Origin of the sequence: Pseudoalteromonas rubra, assembly GCF_005886805.2 — a bacterium.
In the GTDB taxonomy this organism is placed as follows: Bacteria; Pseudomonadota; Gammaproteobacteria; order Enterobacterales; family Alteromonadaceae; genus Pseudoalteromonas; species Pseudoalteromonas rubra_D.
This window is the reverse complement of record NZ_CP045429.1, coordinates 3,293,583-3,317,699: the sequence shown is the minus strand read 5'-3', so window position 1 is coordinate 3,317,699 and position 24,117 is coordinate 3,293,583. Positions and strand designations below refer to the sequence as shown.

Annotated in this window: 22 protein-coding genes; 9 read left to right on the top strand and 13 right to left on the bottom strand. The window is 49.4% G+C overall.

The window, feature by feature from the left end:
• Positions 1-96 precede the first annotated feature (96 nt).
• The 3 genes from CWC22_RS14395 (at position 97) to CWC22_RS14385 (ending at position 2,550) form a co-directional block, all read left to right on the top strand.
• Positions 97-678 carry a TetR/AcrR family transcriptional regulator gene (locus CWC22_RS14395; protein WP_138539473.1) on the top strand — a complete coding sequence of 194 codons (582 nt, stop codon included), beginning with the start codon at positions 97-99 and terminating at the stop codon, positions 676-678.
• Between the two features lie 141 nt (positions 679-819).
• Positions 820-1,506: a DUF4336 domain-containing protein gene (locus CWC22_RS14390; RefSeq protein ID WP_138539474.1), complete on the top strand. Its 687-nt coding sequence runs from the start codon at positions 820-822 to the stop codon at positions 1,504-1,506.
• Positions 1,507-1,668: 162 nt separating this feature from the next.
• A complete protein-coding gene (locus CWC22_RS14385; protein WP_138539475.1) occupies positions 1,669-2,550 on the top strand; it encodes a winged helix-turn-helix domain-containing protein in 882 nt (293 codons plus the stop codon).
• Between the two features lie 212 nt (positions 2,551-2,762).
• Here the strand turns inward: CWC22_RS14385 and CWC22_RS14380 are convergent, their stop codons facing one another.
• Positions 2,763-3,584, bottom strand: a complete 822-nt coding sequence (locus tag CWC22_RS14380) for a methyltransferase domain-containing protein (RefSeq protein ID WP_138539476.1) — start codon at positions 3,582-3,584, stop codon at positions 2,763-2,765.
• A 3-nt stretch (positions 3,585-3,587) separates the two neighbouring features.
• The gene (locus CWC22_RS14375) at positions 3,588-4,343 is read right to left on the bottom strand and encodes a Nif3-like dinuclear metal center hexameric protein (RefSeq protein WP_125560227.1); all 756 of its coding nucleotides are present in this window, start codon (positions 4,341-4,343) and stop codon (positions 3,588-3,590) included.
• 238 nt (positions 4,344-4,581) lie between these two features.
• On the opposite strand from CWC22_RS14375, the gene CWC22_RS14370 reads away from it, so the two are divergent.
• From CWC22_RS14370 to CWC22_RS14360, 3 genes are all read left to right on the top strand, one after another.
• Positions 4,582-5,049, top strand: a complete 468-nt coding sequence (locus tag CWC22_RS14370) for a VOC family protein (protein ID WP_125559826.1) — start codon at positions 4,582-4,584, stop codon at positions 5,047-5,049.
• 98 nt (positions 5,050-5,147) lie between these two features.
• On the top strand, positions 5,148-5,309 hold the full coding sequence (locus CWC22_RS14365) for a hypothetical protein (protein WP_164487840.1): 162 nt from the start codon (positions 5,148-5,150) through the stop codon (positions 5,307-5,309).
• Between the two features lie 675 nt (positions 5,310-5,984).
• Entirely contained in the window at positions 5,985-6,644 is a 660-nt protein-coding gene (locus CWC22_RS14360) for a calcium-binding protein (protein WP_195879827.1), read from the top strand.
• A gap of 66 nt (positions 6,645-6,710) precedes the next feature.
• Here the strand turns inward: CWC22_RS14360 and CWC22_RS14355 are convergent, their stop codons facing one another.
• Positions 6,711-7,415 (bottom strand): XRE family transcriptional regulator, encoded by a 705-nt coding sequence (locus CWC22_RS14355; RefSeq protein WP_125559830.1) that lies wholly within the window; start codon positions 7,413-7,415, stop codon positions 6,711-6,713.
• A 277-nt stretch (positions 7,416-7,692) separates the two neighbouring features.
• Here CWC22_RS14355 and CWC22_RS14350 point away from each other — a divergent pair, with 277 nt between their 5' ends.
• Entirely contained in the window at positions 7,693-8,043 is a 351-nt protein-coding gene (locus CWC22_RS14350) for a helix-turn-helix domain-containing protein (RefSeq protein ID WP_230090577.1), read from the top strand.
• An 89-nt stretch (positions 8,044-8,132) separates the two neighbouring features.
• Here CWC22_RS14350 and CWC22_RS14345 read toward each other — a convergent pair whose 3' ends face one another.
• Together CWC22_RS14345 and CWC22_RS14340 are read right to left on the bottom strand one after the other, a co-directional pair.
• Positions 8,133-9,272, bottom strand: coding sequence for a S8 family serine peptidase (locus CWC22_RS14345; protein WP_125559832.1), 1,140 nt, complete (start codon positions 9,270-9,272; stop codon positions 8,133-8,135).
• Positions 9,273-9,860: 588 nt separating this feature from the next.
• Positions 9,861-11,036 carry a type III PLP-dependent enzyme gene (locus tag CWC22_RS14340; RefSeq protein WP_138537683.1) on the bottom strand — a complete coding sequence of 392 codons (1,176 nt, stop codon included), beginning with the start codon at positions 11,034-11,036 and terminating at the stop codon, positions 9,861-9,863.
• A 64-nt stretch (positions 11,037-11,100) separates the two neighbouring features.
• On the opposite strand from CWC22_RS14340, the gene CWC22_RS14335 reads away from it, so the two are divergent.
• Together CWC22_RS14335 and CWC22_RS14330 are read left to right on the top strand one after the other, a co-directional pair.
• Positions 11,101-11,337, top strand: a complete 237-nt coding sequence (locus tag CWC22_RS14335) for a hypothetical protein (RefSeq protein ID WP_230090576.1) — start codon at positions 11,101-11,103, stop codon at positions 11,335-11,337.
• Between the two features lie 406 nt (positions 11,338-11,743).
• A complete protein-coding gene (locus CWC22_RS14330) occupies positions 11,744-12,526 on the top strand; it encodes a hypothetical protein (protein ID WP_125559838.1) in 783 nt (260 codons plus the stop codon).
• 85 nt (positions 12,527-12,611) lie between these two features.
• On the opposite strand, the gene CWC22_RS14325 is transcribed toward CWC22_RS14330, so the two are convergent.
• The 8 genes from CWC22_RS14325 to CWC22_RS14290 all read right to left on the bottom strand — a co-directional run bounded on the left by CWC22_RS14325 (position 12,612) and on the right by CWC22_RS14290 (position 24,093).
• Positions 12,612-13,763, bottom strand: coding sequence for a tryptophan 7-halogenase (locus CWC22_RS14325; RefSeq protein ID WP_138537681.1), 1,152 nt, complete (start codon positions 13,761-13,763; stop codon positions 12,612-12,614).
• Positions 13,764-13,774: 11 nt separating this feature from the next.
• A complete protein-coding gene (locus CWC22_RS14320) occupies positions 13,775-16,894 on the bottom strand; it encodes a LodA/GoxA family CTQ-dependent oxidase (protein WP_138537680.1) in 3,120 nt (1,039 codons plus the stop codon).
• A gap of 272 nt (positions 16,895-17,166) precedes the next feature.
• Complete coding sequence (locus CWC22_RS14315) at positions 17,167-18,297, bottom strand: cytochrome P450 (protein ID WP_138537679.1); 1,131 nt, start codon at positions 18,295-18,297, stop codon at positions 17,167-17,169.
• Positions 18,294-19,496: a cytochrome P450 gene (locus CWC22_RS14310; protein ID WP_138537678.1), complete on the bottom strand. Its 1,203-nt coding sequence runs from the start codon at positions 19,494-19,496 to the stop codon at positions 18,294-18,296. Before CWC22_RS14310 ends, CWC22_RS14315 begins: the two co-directional genes overlap by 4 nt.
• A 1,384-nt stretch (positions 19,497-20,880) precedes the next feature.
• Positions 20,881-21,846: a lipoyl synthase gene (gene lipA, locus CWC22_RS14305; RefSeq protein ID WP_010382649.1), complete on the bottom strand. Its 966-nt coding sequence runs from the start codon at positions 21,844-21,846 to the stop codon at positions 20,881-20,883.
• Complete coding sequence (gene lipB, locus CWC22_RS14300; RefSeq protein WP_058796031.1) at positions 21,843-22,496, bottom strand: lipoyl(octanoyl) transferase LipB; 654 nt, start codon at positions 22,494-22,496, stop codon at positions 21,843-21,845. Before lipB ends, lipA begins: the two co-directional genes overlap by 4 nt.
• A 14-nt stretch (positions 22,497-22,510) precedes the next feature.
• The gene (gene ybeD / locus CWC22_RS14295; RefSeq protein WP_040644649.1) at positions 22,511-22,789 is read right to left on the bottom strand and encodes a DUF493 family protein YbeD; all 279 of its coding nucleotides are present in this window, start codon (positions 22,787-22,789) and stop codon (positions 22,511-22,513) included.
• 140 nt (positions 22,790-22,929) lie between these two features.
• A complete protein-coding gene (locus tag CWC22_RS14290; protein ID WP_040644641.1) occupies positions 22,930-24,093 on the bottom strand; it encodes a serine hydrolase in 1,164 nt (387 codons plus the stop codon).
• Between the last annotated feature and the right edge of the window lie 24 nt (positions 24,094-24,117).

The following is a 24,117-nucleotide window of genomic DNA, read 5'->3' as shown; positions in this document are numbered from 1 at the left end:
TTCAAGATATGATCGTTTGAACGATCGTTCAAGTATATTTTGAACAAATGTTCAAAAATGAGTAAAATGCATTACGTTTGATGAGGAGAGTAATGAATGCGCAGTGCTGAATTTGATAAAGAGCAGGTACTCAGAGCCGCGATGACGGCTTTTATGGAAAAGGGGTATGCAAAAACCAGTATGCAGGATCTCAAAGCGGCAACAGGATTGCACCCGGGTTCTATCTACTGCGCGTTTCAAAACAAGCGAGGACTGTTGCTGGCTGCACTGGAGCAATATAACCGAGATCGCAGCGATGAGTTACAGGCGCTGTTTTCACAACACCCCTCTGCCAGTGTCGGACTGGAAGCATATTTGACGCATGTTGTGGAGGAATGTGTGAGTTATGATCCACAAAAATTATGCCTGACACAAAAAGCGCTAAACGAACTGGCCGAGCAAGATGAAGAGGCACAAGCTATCCTCAGTGAGCAATGTGCGATGTGGCGTAATGCCCTTTGCGCAGTATTTGAGCGTATTGCTGAGCAGGGAGAACTGGCGGGCACGCGCAGTGCTTTGGATAGGGCGCGTAGCCTCATTGTCAGTATTTATGGATTACGTACCTTTGCGCATACCCACCCGGAGCCACAGATCATGCGAGATCTGGGGGCACAAATACTCAAAGACGTCTGTCAGTAAAGTTAAATGTACGGGTTATTTGGCCTTGCTATGAAGTGTGTTGGGTAAAATATCATCAGGTGTGTTAGTCTCTAATCTCATTATTTTTTCTTATATTAGATAAGTTTGATAAGGGGAAATCAGGTCCCCAGGGAGATTAATATGAGACAGCTGGACGAAAATATCTGGATCTTCGACGGTGAAGCCGTGTCGTTTTTTACCATGCCTTTCACTACCCGGATGACCATAATACGTTTGCCATGCGGTGGACTTTGGGTGCATAGTCCAATCCGCCTTACGCCTGAGTTGCGAGCGCAAGTGGATGCGCTTGGACCTGTACTTTACCTGTTGGCACCCAATCATCTGCACCATTTGTTCATGTCGCCCTGGCAGGAGGCCTACCCGGAAGCACAAACATTTGGCACCCAAGAGGTAAAAGAGAAGTGCAAGACACTTAGCTTTGATGGGATCCTCGATAATGGACAGCATTATCCCTGGGATAATACCCTAAAAACACTGCTTTTTACCGGCTCACCAGCAATGGAAGAGGCGGTGTTTTTCCACCCGCAAAGTTGCACTTTGCTGGTCACAGACCTGATAGAGAACTTTGATCCTAACAGCCTGAATACATTCCAGCGTTTTGTGGCGAAAGGCGCTGGCGTAGTGGCACCCGAAGGGCATACTCCACTGGACTGGCGATTAAGTTTTATCTTTCATCATGACACGGCAAGGACGCACCTGAACACCATCCTGGATTGGGCACCCGAGCGCCTGATCATGGCGCATGGTTTGATCGTTGAAAAAGACGCTGTTGCCTTTTTAAAGCGTGCTTTTGAGTGGCTTGAATAAAATACTTAGTTGTTTGATTTTAATAATTATAAATTGATTTTTTCAGTATAAATCACAGTACCAGTAAGACCAAAGTTGATAACTATTCAAGTGCATGTAACTAGCATGTGAATAAAAAATCCGCTAGGCTGGTGCGATAATAACAAGAATATTGTCAGGGTTATGGAATTTCAATTCGCCAACGCGCGTTTGAATATTGCGACGCAGTGCGTCATTATCGATGAGCGGTCGACACAATTAGACGACCGTGCCTTTATGCTTCTCCACTGCCTTTTGCAGCGCCGGCCGCAGGTTTGTTCTCATGCCGATCTGGTTAAATTGCTGTGGCCAAATACCGTGGTATCCGACTGGTCGCTACCAAAGCTGGTCTCCGATCTGCGCAGCCAGTTAAACCGTGCAGGCTTACAGCAAAACTGTATCGTTACCGTGCGTGGTCAGGGCTACCGGTTTGCACCCGCAATTGAGGTCAGTGAGCATCCGTTAACTAGCGCCTTAATGAGCGCACAGACGCCGCAGGTGAACGAGCAGTCTACGCAGGTGGTATCTCCCCAAAGCAGCGATAACACTTTACCAGCACGATATTGGTTACCTGTATTGGTGATTGCCTGTCTGTGCTTTGTTGGGTTGATGACACACAGCACAGAACAGACGCCGAGATTACATTACGGCGAGCCGAGTGATGCGATTGGGCGAATACTGTGGGTGGATGACAATCCGACGAATAACCTGCAGGAAAAACGCTACTTTGAGCGCCACCATATTGGTGTGTATACCGTGAAATCCAGTGAAGAAGCATTATTGCTATTGCAGATGTACGAATACAATTTGATTATTTCAGATATGGGTCGGGCACAGGAGCCTCTGGCGGGATTGAAGTTGTTGCAACACCTTAGATCTGAGGGCGATCATACGCCTTATTATTTTTATACCCTGATTGACAATCAGGAGATGCTTGAAGTGATTAAAACCAGTGGTGGGCAGGGGGTTGCCACTGAACGGCCCCAGTTGTATGGCCAGATATTATCGCACTTTGCAAAGAAATAAATCATTGTAAGTGTATGAAAATAATGCTTTTCCAAATGATTCAAAGGATAATTGATGACTTTTTTACAGTGCTGTGCCACGGTTAAATTGTTGCTCTCCCGACCTTTGGCATTGACATGCACTTGCTGAGCAATGTGAGTGTATGACGACAGGATTAAAGACCTGGACACATGTCTCGGCCCTGGCACTTGTAATCGGTGCCAGGGTCTTTTTTATGCATCTGATGGGGTGCTGAGGTGCTTTAGCACCAGGTGCGTATATCTGCCGAGTGAGGCATAAGGCTCCTGCTGGTTGTACTTCAGCTCCAACTCCAGTAATGCATCAAATTCATCACTGGCTTTACTTGTATCGCGCAAGTAATCATGAAAACACCGTACCCCTGATTGCACTTGTTTTTGCAGCGGTAGCTGGCTCAGCCAATGCTCGACGTCAGACGGTTCAAGTGGACGATTCGGGCTCAATCCGACCTTTTGCTTTACCTTGAGTCCATTGCGCACGTAATCAAAATTACCATAGACCATATTGGCCATGCGCTGAGCGGCACGATTGTAGTACATCAGTGATAAAAACCCACGTGGCGTCAGTCGCTGTGTCAACAGTGATAAAGCTTGCTGTTGCTCACTCAACCACTCCAACACGGCATGACACATCACGAGATCAAACTGGCCGAGTGCCAGATCCGGGAGTGCCTGAAGCGGTGCATGGATCAGGGTTATCCGCTCGCTCACGCCCGCTGTGTCGGCCTGACGTTGTGCCTGTGCCAGCATCTCTTCAGAGATATCGATGAGTGTTACAGCGTGCCCGAGCTGGGCCAGATACAGTGCTAGCTGACCTTGGCCACCACCTACATCAAGTACAGTTTTATCCAGGTCAACTCCGAGCCAGGGCACGTGCTGAGTGAGATCGCGCTGCAACACAGCCTCTCTCAGCTTACCCTTTGTGGTGCCGTAAATGTTGTTTTTAAATTTGCCAGTGAGCTCGCCGAAATTGCGGTCCTCATTTCGGTTGAGGGTCCGTTGTTTGTGCTTAGCCATAGATCACACTGGGTTATCGATATCAACAAACTCAACGTCCAGGTTAAACTGGGCGGCCAGATACTCGCCCAGTGCTTTGGCACCGTAACGCTCCGTTGCATGGTGTCCGGCTGCGAAGAAGTGGATCTGCTGCTCATTGGATGAGTGAATGGTTTGTTCTGACGCCTCGCCGGTCAGGTAGGCATCGACCCCCTGACTGGCAGCCAGGTCGATAAAGCTCTGTCCACCACCTGTGCACCAGGCAATGGTTTTTATCAGGTGATCGCCTGCCTGATTTACAAGCGGCTTGCGTCCCAGTTTTTGCTCAATTAAAGCAGCAAAGTCGGTTGCAGACATGGGTTCACTGAGTTTGCCTTTTACCGCAACACTGTTGCTGTTCCAGGGCTCCAGTGGACGTTCTAATGTCAGCTCAAGCAACTTACCCAGCTGCGCGTTATTGCCCACTTCTGGGTGCACATCCAGCGGCAGATGATAGGCCAGCAGGTTAATATCATGTGCGAGCAGGGCCTGGAGTCGGCGTTTTTTCATACCAGTTACGGTTTGGTCTTCGCCTTTCCAGAAGTAGCCGTGATGAACCAGTATGGCATCTGCTTGTTTTTCAATGGCTGCATCGATGAGGGCCTGGCTGGCTGTAACGCCGGTGATGACCTTTCGGATCTCAGGCTTGCCTTCGACCTGCAAGCCATTCGGGCAGTAGTCTTTGATCTGGAACGGCTTAAGATATTCATTGAGGTGGTTTACCAGCTTTTTACGTTGCATCATGCTCTCACTGTATAAGGCGTCAAAAGCGCTTAGTTTAGCGCTTTTTGTCGTGCTGAAAAAGCGATGAACACACTGTAAAGCGAATTCTCTCAACGCTGTCACAATTCGACATTTCACTGAACTAGGCTAGCTTTAAATGTACCGTTTGCCTGACGAGCAGTATCGCGATTATCGGCGATAGGTAACGACAAACAGACAAAGTGTGATACTGCCCGTAACCTGTGAGGAAATCACCATGACAGTTTCAGCGATACCGGATGGTTATCATGCCCTGACGCCCTATTTGATAACCGAGAATGCGGCTCAGGCGATAGACTTTTACCGAAAAGCCTTCGCCGCTGAGCTGATAATGCAATTGCCTATGCCGGGCGGTGGTGTGGCGCATGCTGAGCTTAAAATCGGTGACTCCCATCTGATGCTGTCTGATATGTGCCCGGATGCCCATTTCAAGAGCCCGAAGCAGCTCGGTGGTACGCCCGTGAGCTTGATGTTTTATGTGCCTGACGTTGACAGTACCTTTGCCCAGGCGATTGCCGCTGGTGCCACAGAGCTTCGCCCTGTGGTCGATCAGTTTTATGGTGACCGAGCGGGTACATTACAGGATCCATTCGGCCACGTTTGGACCATAGGGACGCATCAGGAAGATTTGAGTGAAGAGGAGGTTATCGCCAGAATGGCTGAGTGGATGACAGATGATTCATGAAAAAGTAATAAATTCGTTGATTTTTTGTCCGCCGGGTGTCAGTTTATTTATGATCATCACATTAATGATCATAAAAAATTCAACTCAAGGAAATGAATATGAAACTACAAATTAAGAAGTCTGCATTGAAACGTCTGACAGAAACACAACAGCTTGCACAGCAACAAACGCCAAACATCGCGGGTGGTGCTCCATATACTTACCGTTGTCGCCCGGCTGAGTCTGAAACGGGCAATCAATTCTGGCAGTGTATGTGTTAATACACGCTGCATTGTGTAATGTCACCTGAGCCCTTGAAATCAGGGCTCATTTTTGTTGTTAGCCGTGCTCACATACAAGGATATGAATCATGTGGATGGCGTTCTGATAACGCTTTGAACTCATTGTTGATGGTTATAGGTTAAGTTTCTGCGAATGGTTATGCGCAGAGGTTCTTCCCATTGCAGCAAATGAAAACCCTGTTTATTCAGTGGGGCCAGTTTGCCAGATTGCGAATCAAAGTCCCTCATTTTGATTTTCTACTTTAGAAATAAGTCCATAAATTTTCTCGTGTTATTGATTTTATAAGCTCCGGTGTACCGTCATGCATCAGTAATCGTAAGGTTGTGCATTAAAATATTTTGTGATGAGGAAAGGCGCAGTTAACGCTTCTCAGGGCGCTGTCATAGCCACAAGTATCTGGGCACTTTGTGTGAACAGCATCTCATCCACTAGATGCTATGCTAGAAGTGTTTACTTATCAGTATGGTGCCATTGCTGAGGCTGGAAGTATTAATCGTATAGCTATGACTTACAGCGGGTCTACAACCTGAACCCTGTGTGATATCTGCACATTGTGTCCACACTCTATGGTTAAAATAACAACAGTTTTGGCTGATGTCGCTGCTGCGCTGTCAACCAGCCCGAGTGAGTGGGACTATGAGAGGGATAGGGATATGAATAAGTATGGTTTGTTTGCACTGTTACTGAGCGCGTTGAGTTTTGCTGATACGCGCATTGCTATTGCATCAGATGGTGTGTGTACCGGCCTCAGTGGGGGCGCTGTTGTTGAGGTCAAACGTATGGCTTTGAGAACGGCGAAATCAGCAAAATACCTGGTTGTACTGAATATTGTTGGCACTGCTGAGGCCGAAACATACCGCCTGACACGAGACGGTCGGCGTATTAAAGTGATGCGGGCGACGTCAGACAGGGCCAGTTGTGTGTTTATTTATGCCAGCCAGGTTGAGCAAGTTCAGGTTTATCTGGGCGACGGTGATGACAATTACGATGGTCGTACTATTACGATAGCGCAGCATATCTGGGCAGGTAACGGTGATGATGAGGTCATGGGAGGCCGCAGCGGAGATAGGCTATTTGGTGGTGCTGGCAATGATGAATTAAGTGGCTTTGCCGGGCGTGATAAGCTGGTGGGTGGGCCTGGCGATGATACCCTCAACGGCGGCGGTGACAAAGATGTACTGGAAGGCAAAGAGGGCAATGATATCCTGGCCGGTGGTGCGGGTTACGACACCCTGAACGGAGGCGCAGGGCGCAATCAACTGTATCAGGGTGACATAGTCACAAGCGAAAAAGAACGGGGCCGTTGGTACTGACCTGATATTTCAGTATTCTTTTTGAGGTAAGGAAATTCGGTGCGTTAGTGACCTTTGGTAGCTTCGTTATGCCAAATCTTTACCAATCCACACCACTTTACCGATGATTTCCAGTTGCTCAAGTTCGTCTGCACGGACAACCTGTTCGACGTATTCTTTGTTATCACTGATCAGTCTGACTGAGCCATCCAGATACTGTTGTAACCGTTTGGCATATAACTCTTCACCCAGCCGGACCACATAGATCAGGCCTTCGCTGAGCTTTTTATCGCTCAGATCGACCAAAATGGTGTTGTTGTTGTGGATGGTCGGTTCCATTGAGTCACCTTTGGCAAACACAACAGCCAGTTCGCTTTTATCGAGGTTTTTATACTCAATCCACTTTTTTCTAAATGCCAGATGGCGCGCAACCTGGGCATTATCATTAAAGGCACCATACCCGGTACTGACCGAAACATGATATCCAGGCACTAAGACAAAGGCTTCGTTAAATTCATCGAGCTTGACCAGAGGTTGGGTGATGATGGGGGATTGGGGGCAATCTGCTGCGGTTTCCCCCTGGATCAGCCACATCAGGTCAACATTGGCGACCTGAGCAATGCGCTCAACAATACTCAGTTTCGGATCTTCACCTTTGAGTATGCGTCTTAAGGTGCCTTCAGAAATATCAATTTTTGACGCAAAGGCACGAATGCTATGCGGTTTTATTGCATATTCAACGCGTTCAGCGAATGCCGAGCTGTCAGCTTCCGTATTTTGTTGTTTTTCCATTGTTTGATACCACGCCTCTGGTGTCCCATTTTTAAGCAGTAAGGCATTATAGGAACTTAACCGGGAAAACGCAATTCAAATTTTTACGCAAAAATTTGAAATTTACGCATTGATCTGCGTAAAAAACTAAACTATCATCTTTCATAAATTACGCATTGGCGGTATTTTAAGGATTCAGTCCGCGTTAACAGCCATTGCTGATAGTAGATAATGACCCAATTACACCAATATGTATGGGTAACAAGACAAGATTGCGTAAAAAAGTAAGGAAGTGGATATGACCAGCACAGCAAACTGCAAGATCCCAACAGACACTATGATTAGCCCGTTCGCTCTGGGAGGAGGTGTGCCATCATTGCAGCAAGACAATGCAAAGGCATTTGATTTGTTGCGTGCTCCCCGGGGGGCACAGTTATTAAAGTATGCGCGTAAATTAAGAGGATTTACTCAGGCCGAATCTGCCGCGAGTTATGGTATTGAGGAGCGTACCCTGAGACGCTGGGAAAATAACGAATTTAACCCCAGATGGAATGATGTGATTTCCCTGCTTGAGGATGTGTATTTTATGGATATTATGCAGGCGATTGCTGGTGTCAGATCGATGCAAGCGCAGGGGATATCGGTCTGAACCTGTGAGGCCAGTCAGGACTGTTTTGTTAATTAAACATGTCTGACTTGGCAGCAGTTCAGCGCGAAGGCTGAACTGCTGATAGTCACTTACAAATGAATAATGCTGTCGGCATTTCCATCTGGGTCACCGGATGCACGTCCATCAGTTCTGGGGTTACCATTGTTCATCATTATCACGGCACAGGCCGCAGGTGATGCCATGGATGTGCCCGACATGGTTGTCGTACCACCGCCGCTGCGTGTTGACAAAATACTGACACCCGGAGCCGCGTAGTCAACAGGTGGGTTACCATAATTCGAGAAGCTGGCGAAGCGGTCATTGGCATCCGTCGCTGAGATGGTATATACGCGCGGATGCGAAGCGCTGGCAGGTGAGACGTTGCTGGCATGTTGGCTTTCATTACCTGCTGCAATCACAAAGAAAGCACCAGACTGCTGCGCTGCACTTTCAACGGCATCATTCAGCTCCTGGTTAAAGCCACCACCGAGGCTCATATTGACACAATCTCCCGGTGATGCATTGGCTGCGACATGGTCAATACCAGCCAATACGCCAGACCAGCTGCCAGAGCCGCGTGAATCGAGTACTTTCACCGGAATAACGGTGGCCCCGGCCGCGACACCAACCACATCCTGGCTATTATCCAGCGCAGCAATGGTGCCCGCAACATGGGTGCCATGACCATTGGCATCATCAACGCCGGCATTCTTGCCTTTACTAAATGCGCTGAAACCCCGGCTGCTGTCAACATTCAGGTCTGCATGATCAACATCGATACCGGTATCTATAACCCAGGCTGTATAGCCGTTGCCATCCACCGGGCCACCTACGCGGCTGACACTCCATGGAATGGTTTGGTTTTGTGTGCCGCCACCGGGTTTACCAAGTTTTTTTGCCGGGCTGGCATAGACAGCACCGTCTGGCGTAAAGCGCATTATGGCCGATTCTGCGGCAAACATGGTACGTGCCTGATCGCAGCTCATATTAACTGCCATGCCTTTCATTGCATGCTTATAGATGTGTTTTGCTTGTGCGTTTGCACGTGCCAGCAACCCTCTGGCCTTGCCCTCAACATCCAGTTTTTCCGTCTTGTCGTCGAATCTGACGATACAGGTATTGTTAATCGTCAGCTCAGCGGCTGCACCCTGGTAGTCGGGTTCTGACGCCGCCGCAGCGGCGCTGGATAGAGCACTTACAATCGATAAGCAAATTAAAGAATGTTTCATTCGTTTTTCCTGTTGTCATAAAGGTAATTGTTTTTATTTGGTTAACTCAGTGTGTCGAGTTGTTTTAAAAGTTAGGTTTAAATGAACAAAAGTCAAACGATTTGGATAAAAAAACTTATCTGGTCTGATATGTGGTCTATATAATGCTTTTTGTTAGTGTTTATGGAAGTGATTATTCTTTCTGTTTCGGTGTTAGATTAAGTTACATGTACCTGTGTTACGCTACTTTTTATGAAATACAGTTGCGTAAATTATTGCACTTGCCTGAAATGCCCAGCCCACTCTCCCGATAAAACACGGTTTTGATTGCGCAGCAGCTGTGTGTGCGTAAATTAATACCAATTTGCTTAATTAAGTGGTCTATTTTGAGGCGAGAAAATAGGGTCGATAACACCGCTCTCGCGTCCTGCTATCGCTGAGGCACCTACGTCCATGTAGGCGAGGCAAAAATTTTGCTATTTAGTTGTTCTAAATAAGAAATTTTTAACACTGTTAGCGTCCTATTTGCTCCTTCAAATAGACAAGGTATTAAGTGAAATTGGTATAATGAAGCGAAGAGGCCCGAGGGGGCCTCAGAAGGGTGGGCGTTTAGCTGCCGAATTCGGCCTGGTGAAGTTGGATCACTTCATTGAGTACCACAGTGGTGGCACGTTTGAAGAAATTGAAGTCGGTTGCTGTTGCACTGGTGTATGCACCCATCATGCGGGTGATCACCAGATCGCCGTCTTCCAGTTTGGGCAGTTCAACGGCATCACATATCACATCTATGCTGTCACAGGTCGGCCCCGCCAGCACACTGGGGTAGACCACATCTGCGGCTTTTAAGGTGCGTAACGGGTAACAGGCCATATCAAACATTAGCCCACTGAAAGAGCCATAAATTCCATCATCGAGATAATACCAGGTGCGGCCTTCACGCTGTGCCTGACCCATGACCGAGGCAACACAGGTCATGGCGCCGGCAACAATAAAGCGCCCTGGCTCGGCAATCCGCTGTACTGTCTCTGGCAGCTCGGCCAGTGCCGCATTGATCGGTGCGCAAAAGGCACGAATATCCACCTGGTTGCTCGCATAAGAGACCGGAAATCCCCCCCCGATGTCCAGGCAGCTTAGCGCCGGTAATCCGGCAGCCACCACGTCGTCCATCAGCTGTTTGCACGCTTCAATAGCCGCGACATATTTGTCTGCATTGGCCGTTTGTGAGCCGACATGAAACGACAGACCTTTCACCCGAATACCCCATTGTTGTGCCTGGCGTATGAACGTCATTGCATCGGCCGGGCTACAACCGAACTTTTTCGATAGATCAGCATAGGCTTCGCTGTTGCGAAAGCTCAGCCGGACCAGTACTTCAGCCTGCTCGGTGAACTCGCGAAACTTGGCCAGTTCGTTCAGGTTGTCAACTACGAACACCTGACAACCGTAGTCCAGTGCATCGACAATGTCACTGCGACGTTTGATCGGGTGGGTATGGATTGTGCACTCAGGCGGCACACCCTGCTCACGGACCAAATTGACTTCGCCACTGGTTGCCAGATCAAAGCAGGCGCCAAGCTGAAGCAAAGTGTGCACCACCGACGGGTGTGGCAAAGGCTTTAATGCATAGTGTAAACGTACACCGGGCAATGCATCAGCAAGGGCCTGATAGTGTTCACGCACTTGCGCACAATCAAGCATTAATAAGGGGGAGCCGTACTGAGCAACTAAGTCGGTGACCAGAGTTGCGTCGATATCAAAATTTTGTACTTGCGGCTGAATAGGCATAGCGACTCCAAATAGTATCAGCGAATAACGACCGGCAGGCTGTCAGTGTGATCTGTGCTTGTTTGTGGTGCACACGATCAACGCCTCAGGTCTTGAGCAAAGTGACTCAGGTATTGATGACGCATCAGCGTATTACCTTGACCTGAACCAGTTACAGATCCTGGATAGTTGCTCTATTGCCTTGCCACGGGGTGACCACATCATGACGGGCTCATTGACTCGACATGCTAAACACACCACCGCGATGTACTCGGATTGGCTATCTTCAGAAAACACGCAAATAGTAGGGCGCATGGGGTAGGCGTGCAAGCTTTACTTCGACGAGAAATTTTGCTGCTGAGTGACAAATTTTTTTGTCGTAGATCAAGCTTTATCAGCTTATAAAAATGGGAATAAAGTGACTCAGATGAAGTTTCATTATTTTTTGAACAGAATAAAACAGGGTCTCTTAGGAGTGGGTTTTGAAACCCTGAGCAATGCTTAGGAGTGTAGGTGGTTTGATTTTTATGGTTTTGATTATATTTGATATTTTTTGATTTTCGATAAGTAACCCTACTTGTTTATGAAATTTGTCCGGGGCGAATTTCTCTTGCTATGGTGACCTCAGTTAGCCAGCAAAGGTTAGGCATGATTGTCAATCGTTGATCTGCGCTGCGCTGTTTAATCATTAATATTTTTTACTCGTTACTTTCTAAAAGGACATAACCATGAAAACCTTATCTTTGTCATTTGCTGCAGTCGCTTTGTTCAGTGCATTTGGTAGCCAGGCTACGGCTTATCAAAATGTGTTTGATACTGACGGATACGAGCGTTTGACTAACTATACCTCAGGCCCGGTAAGCTCAGCATTACTAACCGGTGAGTTTGCGCATAACTTTGAAGCGCAATTGATCCTGCGTGGTGAAGGTGCTTACTGTGAATCTGCAAACCTGTATTCTGCAAATGACGGTCGTCATATTGTTAACCTGGGTGTGAAGACGATTGCGGATCGCAATACAGTTGAAATGGGCGTTGCTATTCCTGAAGCGACGCTAACCGAAAAGAAAGTACTGCATGTCAGCTGTTATGATGCGGCGGGTGACTGGTACAAGGTACTGGTTAACGTGCCGGGAGCGCCTGTTGTCGATTGGCAAATCGAGCTGACACCCGCTGGTGACTTCGTGAATCAACCATACTCATATGGCTATCACACGGCTTATCACATCAGCAGCCGTCTGGTCATTGATAACCAAAACAACGACGCGCGTTGTAGCATAGTTGCAGACCGCGGTGTGTCTTTGGGCTTATTCCATGGTGAAGATCGCAAGGGTCCATTCCATTCTGACGTTTTCACTCTGGACACTGTGGTAGATAACAAGGCTAAGAATCCAGTGCTATATCAAATCCTTGAGTGTGAAAACGCAGTAGGTAAGACCATGGCGGTGAAAGTCTTTAACCTGACAGATCCAAACAGCATCTACACCTATGAAGATCAGCTGATTGTAAAATAATACCACTTTGCTCCCCCCCAAATGAGCAAATATAAAAATGGACAGGTATCTAAAAAGGACTTGAATTGCGAACCTCACGCCGGGCTCAACTGAACTCGGCGTTTTTTTGCGTATGGCGACGTTGCCAGTAGGGAGCATCGGGCCAGCGTTGCTCCTGGCCATAATAATGCGCCCGATGAGACAGATAGTGCTGCCAGATTGTGCCGATTTGCGTCTGATGCAAGCGGGCAATGTCAATCATGGCACTGGGATCGGTCAGGCCATGGCCTATCAGGCTATTGGTCAGCTGCATGGCGGTTGCCATGGCATTGAACATCCCCTGCGAAGACAAAGGATCGAAGCTACATGCCGCATCGCCCAAAGCGGCCCAGCGATGTCCTGCGGTTTGGGTCAGGCAGGTGCTGTTGGCTGATACCACACCATGCAGCTGCATGCTCCCTGATTGTTCAATCCCCTTTGGTAGCAGTGCTTTTAACCCTGCCTGTGAGCGTGCCAGGCGGCAAAACTGACTTAGGTCATGTTGCAGTCCTTTTTTGAGTAAATCGCTGTCTGTTTGTAGTGCCAGTATGCGACGCTGCGCGGGTAATTTGGCGCTATACCACCACCCTTGTGGGCTTGTATTGATGCATGCCAGTTGATTTTCCATAGCGCAATCTAGGCTGGCCCACAGTGCAATTTGCTTATCTAGTACTTTACGTTTGAGCCCGAGTTTGGTGGCAAACGCACTGTGACGTCCGGTTGCATCAATCACAAAGTGACAGGGCACCGCGATACTTTGCGCACTGGCCTGAACTTGTGTTTGCTTAGCCAGATGCAGTAGCCAACCATCGCTGCCAGGCTGAGCATCCAGCAACTTAGCAGGCCAGAGCGTTTCTATGCCCCGCGCAGTCACCTGCTCGCGTAACCAGTTTTCAAATCCGGCCCGGTTAAGCTGCCAGCCCGTTCCATCCGGGTTACTGAGGGTATCGTTGATAAGGCCATGTTCACTGCCCCAATGGCTTCGAATGCCATAGTTTGGCATATGCAGATCCTGGCGCTGTTCAAAAGCATGCAACAGATCCAGGCTGCGAAGGATCCGCGCCGCAGCAGGCGGCAGGCATTCTCCAACCTTGTCGGGGCAGGCAGCTTGCTTATCAATCAAGAGTACCTGAAAGTGGCGACTCAGTGCCAGGGCGGCGATACAGCCTGCCACCCCGGCACCCATGATCGCAATTTGACAGTGTTTTACCTGTGTCATTGCGCTCGACCTTACTTAAAGTCTTTGGGGAAGTTCATCGCAAAGCGGCTGACCTTTTCTATGACCCCGAGATCGACCCGAGAACGCGAGGTTGCCATTACCGGTTGAGCTGGATCGCGGCCATCGGGGCTGGGCACCAGATTAGCAGCTAGTTCAGCAATGGTTTGTAGTTTGCCCAGTTCGGTGGTTTCGGCTTCGCTGGCCAGCCCCTCGCGATGATCTTCAGCCGTGATACCGACTTGCATATTAGCGGGCAGGTCGACGTCGTCGGTTGCGCCCGGGCGACCCTGTACCACAGCGAGCTTGTCGAAGTTTTTGATCATGCTGTTGATCTGTGCGGTGTAGGTTGCAGGCTGACCATAGAGCGGCAGAGCATCCAGCCAGTCACTGCGATAATTGAATGCCTCGACGCGGGTTTGGGCATCCAGAGCTGGGTTGATTGCTTCTTCGTAGCGCGCGACATCCAGAATATTATTGGGTACCCGCGCTGGCCAGAAGGTAGGCAGGTAAGGGTCGTATTCTGGTGTGTAGCCGTCTCGGCAACTGGCTGTGTCTGTTTGCCAGGGAATGGCCATCCAGCGCGTAATACCCCCGGCAACTTGGCCGCCCAGAATGGGACCCTGTGCCAGAGTAATGGTATCGCCATTGATTTGCGCGCCATAATAGGTGGTGTCTTTACAGATCGCTTTGTCAGCATGCTTGATACGGAACGGGGCTGAATACATACCGGCCGTACGCATAGGCCAGGTCATTTCACACCCCGGGTGGAAGGCATCAGCAAGACAAAAATCCAATGCGCCACGGGTCAGCATATCGGGTTGCTCGGCAACCGGCACTTTATCTATGTCATCCGGTTCAGCCGCATGCGGACAAATTGCTGGATCGATATAATCGGCCGTAAAGTCGCCCTCAACCCACTGATCTAAGAAAGACAATTGCAGTGCTGATAACGTGGAGTGCTGTCGCTCAGAACCCGCCGGCGGGATCGATAACGCATCGCCATAAAGCCAGGGCCACAGTTGCGCTGCCTGAGCGCCAGGTTGTCCGTAGCGACGGAAATTGTTCGACAGCGTGCGACGCAGCTCTTTATAAGCCGGGGAAGGGTTGCCGAGTTTGGCTTTCCATTCTTCGCTGGTGTAGTTAAAGGGGGCTTTAAATCCAAACCCCGCGGCAAACCCCGCATTGACCCATTGTAAGTCGGTCATACGCTCGAAAATGGGCAAAATATCCTGTCTGAAAGAAGGCCGAGCCGGGCGGGTGAGCATACCGGCATTGACGGCCACTGAGCGCATTAAGTCCCACATGGTACGCACGGATTTTTGCATTGGCGCATAGTCAGGTGGGGCACATACCACCCAGGCCGGGTCAACTTGGAGCTTAACGCCCTCATATTCTACCTCGGCAGTGACCGGACCGTCGGAAATGTCGTCGTGCCAGCCTTCATTGTTGGCAAAGGTGATCGCGATATCGCCATTGATATTACGTGATACACCATTGCCGCCTAGGACAACCAAACGGCCCTGTTTGTCGGATTTAAGCTCACCCAGATAGACTTCTTCTCCCATAAACTCGCCATGGAATTGCGGGCCTTTTTTCACTTTGGCCTTATCGAGCGTGTGGCTGCCGCCATCGATCAGCAAGCGGTTGCGATCGGCAACGTTGGCGTTACGCAGCAGGCTAGGTGGCGCATCGGCCGCTTCCGGTACATCCAGGGCTAGCTGAAATTCATACCAGGACGACTTTTGATTGGCCAAATGCACCTGCCAGCTGATTTTGGCATTATCCATGGTCAGCTCTTTGACAGCCTTACCTGCGGCATTGAAACCATAGATACGGAATTCGGCCGCCTGACGTTTAAGCAGCCCTTTGCCATCACGATAGGCATCTTTTTCCAGCCGGGGTTTGGGGTTAGGCACTTGCGGGCCGATAAAGTATTCGTTACTGCCACCAACCCGCATCACACCTATGGGTGGGTAAATGCCGGCACGCACAATACAGGTGCTGTCTTCGTCTGTATTACCAGTGAACTTTGGGTCAATGGCATCGGGCTCATTCATTTGCTGACCATTGGCCTGGTGGCGGGTATCGGCACTGGCCTGATACACCACTTTTCGTGCCTGCGCGATGGAACCCAGAGGTTCATTGTCGGCCAGTGTCCGCCAGATATTGAAGGCGAGGTTGCGACCAAACTCGGCCTGGCCAATGGCGCAAATATCTTGCTGTGGCAGCGTTAGCGTGGCAACGGGTTCAAAAGGTGCCTGATCTTCCGGCCACACCACCATGGCGTTGTCGATGGGAAAGTCTTCTTCTGAGGCATTGGCTGGACGACGTTGGATCTCAAACACAAATTTGGCTTCACCCTGACGCAGGCGGATCTGTAGATCATCAGCCAGGTAATTATTGCCTTGTGCCGGCGCACCGCGATAGGTATCCACAGGGCGAATACGGTATTTCACGGCATTTTGCTCGCCAAGTTTAAAGGGCAGTATTGCCCAATAATGCGCACTCAGACAGCTGGCTTCGACCTTGGTCATGGCATCAAGCACAGCGGCCGTTTTTGGGTGTTTTTTAAGATAAGCCGGATAATCGCGGTTGATGACACCTGCGGTGGTAAAGGCACACATTTGTGAAGCATCGCGGGCAAAAAAGCGATCGATGTTTTGCATGATAAAATCAACATTGTCGTTGTCGCCCAGCAGCTTCTGGCCTTTCACGCCAAACAGTTTGATGCCGACCCCTAAGGTGGTGTGCAGATCCGGGCTATCTGGTGTTGTATCACTGGAAAAGCGTACTACACAGTCGTAACTGGCAGGTTTGGCAAACACCCCTTTCTGAAGGGCTTTATCGAGTTTTCCATGTACTTCGAAGGTACCATAGGCGATGCCATGTTGCTTTCGAAATACGGCCCGCTCTGCGGGTTTCTGACCACGCTCAATACGGGTTTTTTGTCCCATTTCAACAAACATTTCTTTGAGACGTTGAGTGGCCAGCTCAATAGGCTGGTAGTCATCGCCACCGGTCCAGCACTGCACCTTGTTGGCGGTTGGGGCATGTTTGATGTTTTTATCCAGATACTTGGGGTTAACCAGTTCACCTTGTTGTTGCTTACTACGTTTTTTCTTATCGCTCATAACGGTTTCCGCTTATCTATGTTTCCTTGTCAGGTAACTGCAATGGCGCACATGCTCACCCGCCAGTTGACGCGTGATCCACAGATACGCCGTTTACCTGTCCCGACCGGGCATGACGATTCACGCCAACCCACTGAGAGTATAGCTGCGCTGTGCCGATCGGTATCTGATGAAACTCTAGATGCAAAGTCGTGTAATAACTATTACAACAGGTTACGTGAGGGAGTTGGGTCCCCGAGCAGGCCCGCAGAGCGGGCTTTTTCAGGATAGGATCAGGCCGGGTTATGTGCCGTGACTGTAAAAGCGGGCGGCGCGATGGCAGGCTCCGGATGCAGCTCGTCTGACAGCTGCTCAAATGTCAGTTGCTGGCCTTGTATCGCGCCAATCAGATCTGCGGTAAAGGTCAGTGCAAAGGCAGAGGCAATGCACTTATGGGTGCCCCAGCCAAACGGCATATAAGGCGCGTCAGCAGGGGCATCTTCCCAGCGTGGCGGATAAAAGCGCTCGGGTTGCGGCCAGTTGTCCGGGTGGCGATGCAGCACGTATGGGCATACTGTAACGGTATCCGTCTGCTTGATGTCCAGCTCCCCCAGGGTATGGGCTTTACTGGGTGTGCGGGGCAGGTTCCAGGCGACGGGCCAGAGCCTCAAAGCTTCTTTGACAATCCAGGGGGCCGGGTGCAAAACGCCGCCCTCTTTGGCACAAAAATACAAAGACCAGGCCAGGGTAAACGCCATGGAGCTGTTAATGGCAAAAAAGAAGGATAAAAAAATCTGTGCCAGCGCTTTGGGTGACTCGTTTTCCGGGCTCGATGCCAGCAAGATGTCAATCACATCGCGGTTATTGCCCTGATACGGACTTTGCTGGCGGCGTGCCTTAAATACTGCGCGCAGTGCCCGGTGCACCCGCATGCGGATAAAGGCGCGTCGCCATCCAGCCCCATGGGTTTTTTGACCACTGTAGAGAGAATAAACGAGCACCTGATCGAGCAGTTTGCGTAGCTGGGGACTGCGCTGGTTATCGACCAGAAAGTCATAAAACGCATTGTACATCAGGTCATTGGCACTATCCGGCCAGCGCTGGCCAAGGCTTATCTGATGTTTGAATTGCTCAATTATCTTGCTCCGACGCTGCTCATAGTAACGTTTGAGGCTGAGGATGGCGTCTTTGCCGATGGCAATTTGTACATCCCGGGTCGAAAACATCGCGCCGTTAACGCTAAAAAAATCGGATTGTTCAACATAATTGCCGTCGGGGTTGCCCATCGCCTGTTTCGCGGAGTCAAAGTCAGTCACATAGTAATTGTCCTGCTCAAACTCAATGTGTGCAGGACACTTGGACAGTGCCTGGTCCAGCGCCTGAAAAGGCTTATTAAATTTTTCTTCGGTGTCTTCTAATCTCATGCCTGTTGCTCGCTAATGGTGCCCTCAAAACCGGCTACAGAGGGGATGTTCATATTTTCAAACGCGAGCGCCGACGGACTCGTGAGGGTGATGTTGAGATCACACAATAACAGCTGACACAAGATAGCCAGCTGGTTGGTGCCCAGCTGCGCACCAACACAGGCGCGTGGGTTCCAGCCAAATGGCACATAGGTGTTGGGTTGCACGTTTGCCTGCTGCCAGCGCAGCGGATCGAACACATGAGGCTCGGGCCAGTACTGCTCGTTACGGTGCACAAAGTAGCTGCTGTTAAAAAAGGTATCGCCAGCCTGCACGGTCAGTTTACCCACGCTAAACGGACAGCGTGCCTCACGAAATACAATTGGAACACTCCACATGCGCAGCGATTCTTTGATAAACCAGTGTAACTGCGGTGTGTGTTTAAAGGGCAGAGCGGGCACCTGAGTGGGGGCTGCGTTAAGTTCTGTGCGAAGCTTGTCTTGCCATTGGGGAGATTGCAGCAGCTGCGCTGCCATACAACTGGCGACCGCGCCGGGCGGGCCGGAAATCGCGGTGACCAGGGTCATCATGGCGTCCAGTGCTCTGTCGATACCCAGCGCAGCGTAGTTATCGACAACACTTTGTAGCAGGTCGAGCCTGGGCTCCTTGCTTATTCGGCGTTTATGGATCGCCTTGCGGATCACCTGAGCCGCACGCAGGTTATACCAGAGCAAGGGATATTGTCTCAGTCGAGTGTGCGTTTCGGGTTTCAGTAACACCTGGATCTGGGCGCGCATGTGGCGGGTTATCAGTGCCCGCTGCTGTATGGTGAGATCGCAGATCATTACGTCCAGGACAGAAAATGCAATACATTCCTGGATCAGCAGGTCCAGGTTAGCAGGCTTGCCTGCGGCACCCAGTAAATGCGTCTTCATTGTCTGTTTGACCTGACTGAGCGCGGCCTGAGTGTCTAACTCTTTGAGGGTTTTAAGCCAGCCGCTGCGAATATGCTGCCAGCTCATTGCCTGCTGACCGTCGTCTTGGGTATCAAACAGGGACTCCGGCAGGGTCATGTCGGCAAAGTTCAGCTGATTCGCCAGCCGGGCACTTTGTGGGTTAAAAAAGGCATAGCTCTGGTCGTCAACCTGATAATCTTCTTTTCCCTTACTGCAATCTTCTCTCATTGCCGCAATGTCAGGGCGCTCTTTGGGTATCATCATTGTTATTATTCGCTCTGTGGGTTGCCATTCTGGGGAGAGGTGGTGAAACAGCCCATGGGTTAGGTCATGGGCTGAAGAGCGGAATTAAATGTTGTTATACAACTTCCACAGATAGCGCTTTGACTGAGTGGCGGTGCGAAGGCCCAATGCGCGCATTACTTTTGTTTTAAGTGCTTTCATAGTTAAATTCCTTCTAGATTGCGGTTATTCAGGTCATATCAATCAGATATTATTGTACATAATCCAAAAATAACGCTTGGACTGAGAGGCAGAGGTAGCGCGAACGCCCAGTGCACGAAGCACCTTAGTTTTCAGTGTTTTCATAATCAATTCCTTCTAAGTTGTGGTTAGTCAGGCAATATCAATCAGATATTGTTGTACATAATCCATAGGTAACGCTTGGACTGAGAAGGGGATGTTGCGCGAACGCCCAGTGCCCGAAGCACCTTATTTTTCAGTGTTTTCATAGTCAATTCCTTCTATTTCATTGATTAGATGTTGTTGTAGTGATGCCAGAAATACTTCGCTGAGGTGGATGGTTTTGCACTGCGAACGCCGAGTGCACGTAGTAGCTTAGCTTTAATCGTTTTCATAATTAATTCCTTCTATTGTTTGTTGTTGCGAATAATAAGTCGCATTTCCACAGTATTAACGAATTGTGAATATGTCAAGAATGTTTTTTGAACAAAGGATGGGTTTTGAGTTGAATGACTGGTAACTTGGGATGAGTTTGCAACTTTCACTTTTAATCGATCATACGAATTGGCTTAGCTATCGATACGATCATCCTAGTCTAATAAGTGAGGAGATATTTCTCCCCACTGCGCTGTGTTTTGACGTGTTGGCTGTTAACTTAGCATCGCTGATTGAAAACGACACACACGTTGTAATTGCCATTAATCGTATTGCACTGGTTTTTAAGGGGATCGTTTTTTAAGATCTAGATGTCTTTGACCACTTGGAGTAGGTTGACTGCGCCCCTAAAGCGCTGGTTTAAAAGTATGTAGAAACTGGTCCTTAAACTAAGGTTAAAGATATGTAGAGTAAGGTACAAATTTGATATTGAGACTGATTTAACAAGTTATAGCAATTTGCTTAATTAAATGTTCTATTTTGAAGTCAGAAAATAGGGGTGATAACATCACGCTCGTGTCCTGCTATCGCTGAGCCATCTACATTCATGTAGGCGAGACGAAGACTTTGCTATTTAGTTGTTCTAAATGAGAAATTTATAACGCCGTTAGCGTCATATTTGCTCCTTTAAATTGAACAGGTATTAAGTGAAATTGGTATTAGCTATTAATTATGGAACTTTGAGCTGTAAAAAGCAGAAAAGCCGCAAAAGTGCGGCTTTTCTTTGGCAAGAGTAACGACAAATTTGGCGTTATTTTACCTCTTTACCCGCAGCTTGCTGATCAGCATGGTAGCTGGAGCGTACGAACGGGCCGCAGGCAGCGTGGCTGAAGCCAATTTCGTCGGCGTATTCTTTCAGCGCATCGAACTCAGCTGGTGGCACATAGCGTTTTACCGGCAGATGGTGCTTAGACGGTGCCAGGTATTGACCAACGGTCAGCATGTCGACGTTGTGCTCACGCAGGTCGCGCAGTACTTCTTCGATTTCTGGCATCTCTTCGCCCAGTCCAACCATCAGGCCTGACTTGGTTTTTACTTCAGGGTGCGCTTCTTTAAAGCGACGTAATAGCTCCAGTGACCATTTGTAGTCGGCACCCGGGCGCGCCATTTTGTACAGGCGTGGTGCAGTTTCCAGGTTATGGTTAAACACATCCGGTGGTGTTTCAGTTAGGATTTCCAGTGCGCGGTCCATTCTGCCGCGGAAGTCCGGTACCAGGATCTCAATGGTAATACCCGGATTGTGTTTGCGAATTTCGCGAATACAGTCCGCAAAGTGTTGTGCACCGCCATCACGCAAATCATCCCGGTCAACCGAGGTGATCACCACGTATTTAAGCTTCATGTCTTTGATAGTTAACGCCAGTTTTTCCGGCTCTGCTGCATCCGGCTTCAGTGGGCGACCATGTGCGACGTCACAGAACGGGCAACGACGGGTACAGATGGCACCCAAGATCATAAAGGTGGCAGTACCGTGGTTAAAACACTCAGACAGGTTAGGGCACGAGGCTTCTTCACAGACGGAGTGCAGGCCATGTTTACGCATTGCCTGTTTAATGCCATCGATACGCTCGCTGGATTTAGGCAGACGGATCTTCAGCCAGTCCGGTTTACGGAGCATTTCATCACGCTCGGTCGGCATTACTTTAACCGGGATCAACGCCATTTTTTCTGCGTCGCGGAGCTTTACCCCTGGCTCAATTTTCACTGGTTTACTCATTCGTTTTCAAACCCCTGGGTGTGTATAACCTGCTCGGCCGCGAGGCGCTTGAGCATATGTTCTACCAGGCCATTGCCCGCTTCGATAAGCGTAGCAGGGCCATTAAGTTGACTGGTTTGCACCATTTCCATGCCGGCATAGCCGCACGGGTTGATGCGTAAAAATGGACTCATATCCATGTTGACGTTTAGCGCCAGACCATGAAACGAGCAACCCCGACGGACCCGCAGTCCCAAAGACGCAATTTTAGCATCATTGACATAGACACCTGGTGCGTCTGGCTTGGCATAGGCCTCAATGCCGTGTTCCTGAAGCATGTCTATGATGGTTTCTTCAAGCCAGGTCACCAGCTCGCGTACACCAATTTTTAGCCTGCGCAGATTAAACAGCACATACATCATCTGCTGTCCCGGTCCATGGTAGGTTACCTGACCACCCCGATCGACCTTGACGACAGGAATGTCACCGGGTGCTAACAGGTGCTCGGCTTTGCCAGCCTGGCCCTGAGTAAATACCGGCTCGTGCTCAACTAGCCAGATCTCATCCGGGCTGTCATCATCACGAGTGTCGGTAAACGACTGCATTTTTTGCCAGATTGGCTCATAAGCCTGACGGCCCAGTTGACGAACTATGATACTGCGGTTGCTCATATCTCGCTTGCGCCTTATAGCACGTATCTGACGTCTGGCAGCGAGCCTATCTCGGTATAGATTTGCTCAATGTGCTCTTTTGACGTGACAGTGGCTACTAAAGTGACGGATTCGTAGTTGCCTTTGCTGCTAGGTTTGGTCTTTGGCGCATAGTCTCCGGGTGCCAAAGTTTGCATCTTTGCCACAACCTGATCGGTCAGGTTGACGTTCGCCAGACCCATGATCTTGAAGGTAAACGGGCAAGGGAACTCTAAGTACTCGTCAAACTTAGTATTTTTTACAGGTGTTACCACAACGGTATCCTCACTACTTGGCTGGGTCTGAACAGACCCTGGCACACTACATATCTTGGCGGGCATTCTAGCATTTTTGCGGCAAAAAAAAACGCCTCCGGTGGGAGGCGTCCTGGATTATAAACCCACTAAAACCGGGGTTATTGCATGATCTGTAAACGTAAGTAGTCGTAAATCTTGCTGAAGAAGCTGCCTTCTTCCACTTCTTCAAGTGTAACCAGTGGGTACTGAGCGATGTCTTCGCCTTCCAGTTGCAAGAATAAAGTACCGACCTTGCTGCCTTTCGCCAGTGGTGCTTCGAGGGTTTTGTCTAGCTCAAAGTGGGCTTTGAGGTTTTTACGCTGACCACGTGGAATGGTGATCGGTGTATCCTGAGCTATACCCAGAGAAACCGTTTCTTTGTTACCCATCCAGATACGCTGGTCGGCAAAGCTGTCGCCTGCTTTATAAGGTGTGATGGTTTCGAAGAAGCGGAAACCGTAGTTCAGGAGTTTCTTACTCTCTACTTTACGTGCACGCTCGCTGGCTGTGCCCATGACGACGGCGATGAGACGCATGTCGCCTTTGGTCGCAGAAGTCACCAGGCTGTAGCCGGCTTCAGAAGTGTGACCGGTTTTAATCCCGTCGACGTCCAGGCTGGCATCCCACAGTAGCGAGTTACGGTTGTATTGTTTGATACCATTAAAGGTGAACGACTTCTCTTTATAGATGGCGTACTCTTCCGGTACGTCACGGATCAGTGCGGCACCCAGAGTGGCCATATCTCGAGGTGTGGTAAATTGCTCAGTGCTGTCCAAACCATGACTGTTGGCAAAGTGTGAATTGCTCATACCCAGCTTCTCGGCATGGGCGTTCATCAGATCCGTGAAGGCGCTTTCACTGCCTGCGATATGTTCGGCCATGGCCACACAGGCATCGTTACCTGATTGGATGATCACGCCATAGTTAAGATCTTTAACGCTGACTTGTTTACCCACTTCGATGAACATCTTAGAAGATTCCGGAAAGTTTTTTGCCCAAGCTTTTTCACTCACAGTGACCATGTCGTCATTGGAGATGTTACCGGCCAATAGCTCAGTACCAATTACATAGCTGGTCATCATTTTGGTCAGACTGGCCGGTGCCAGTTTGGTGTCTGGGTTACCCTCGGCAATGACCTTACCTGTGGTAAAGTCGACCAGGAAATAGCCCTTAGCACTGACCTGAGGTGGCGAAGGCAAGATCTGCGCGCTGGCCGAAAACAGGGTGAACGAACACACGGCACCCACTAAGTGTTTAATAAATTTAGGTTTGAAAACTGTCATTATGCTCGCTTTTTGGTTGTTGAT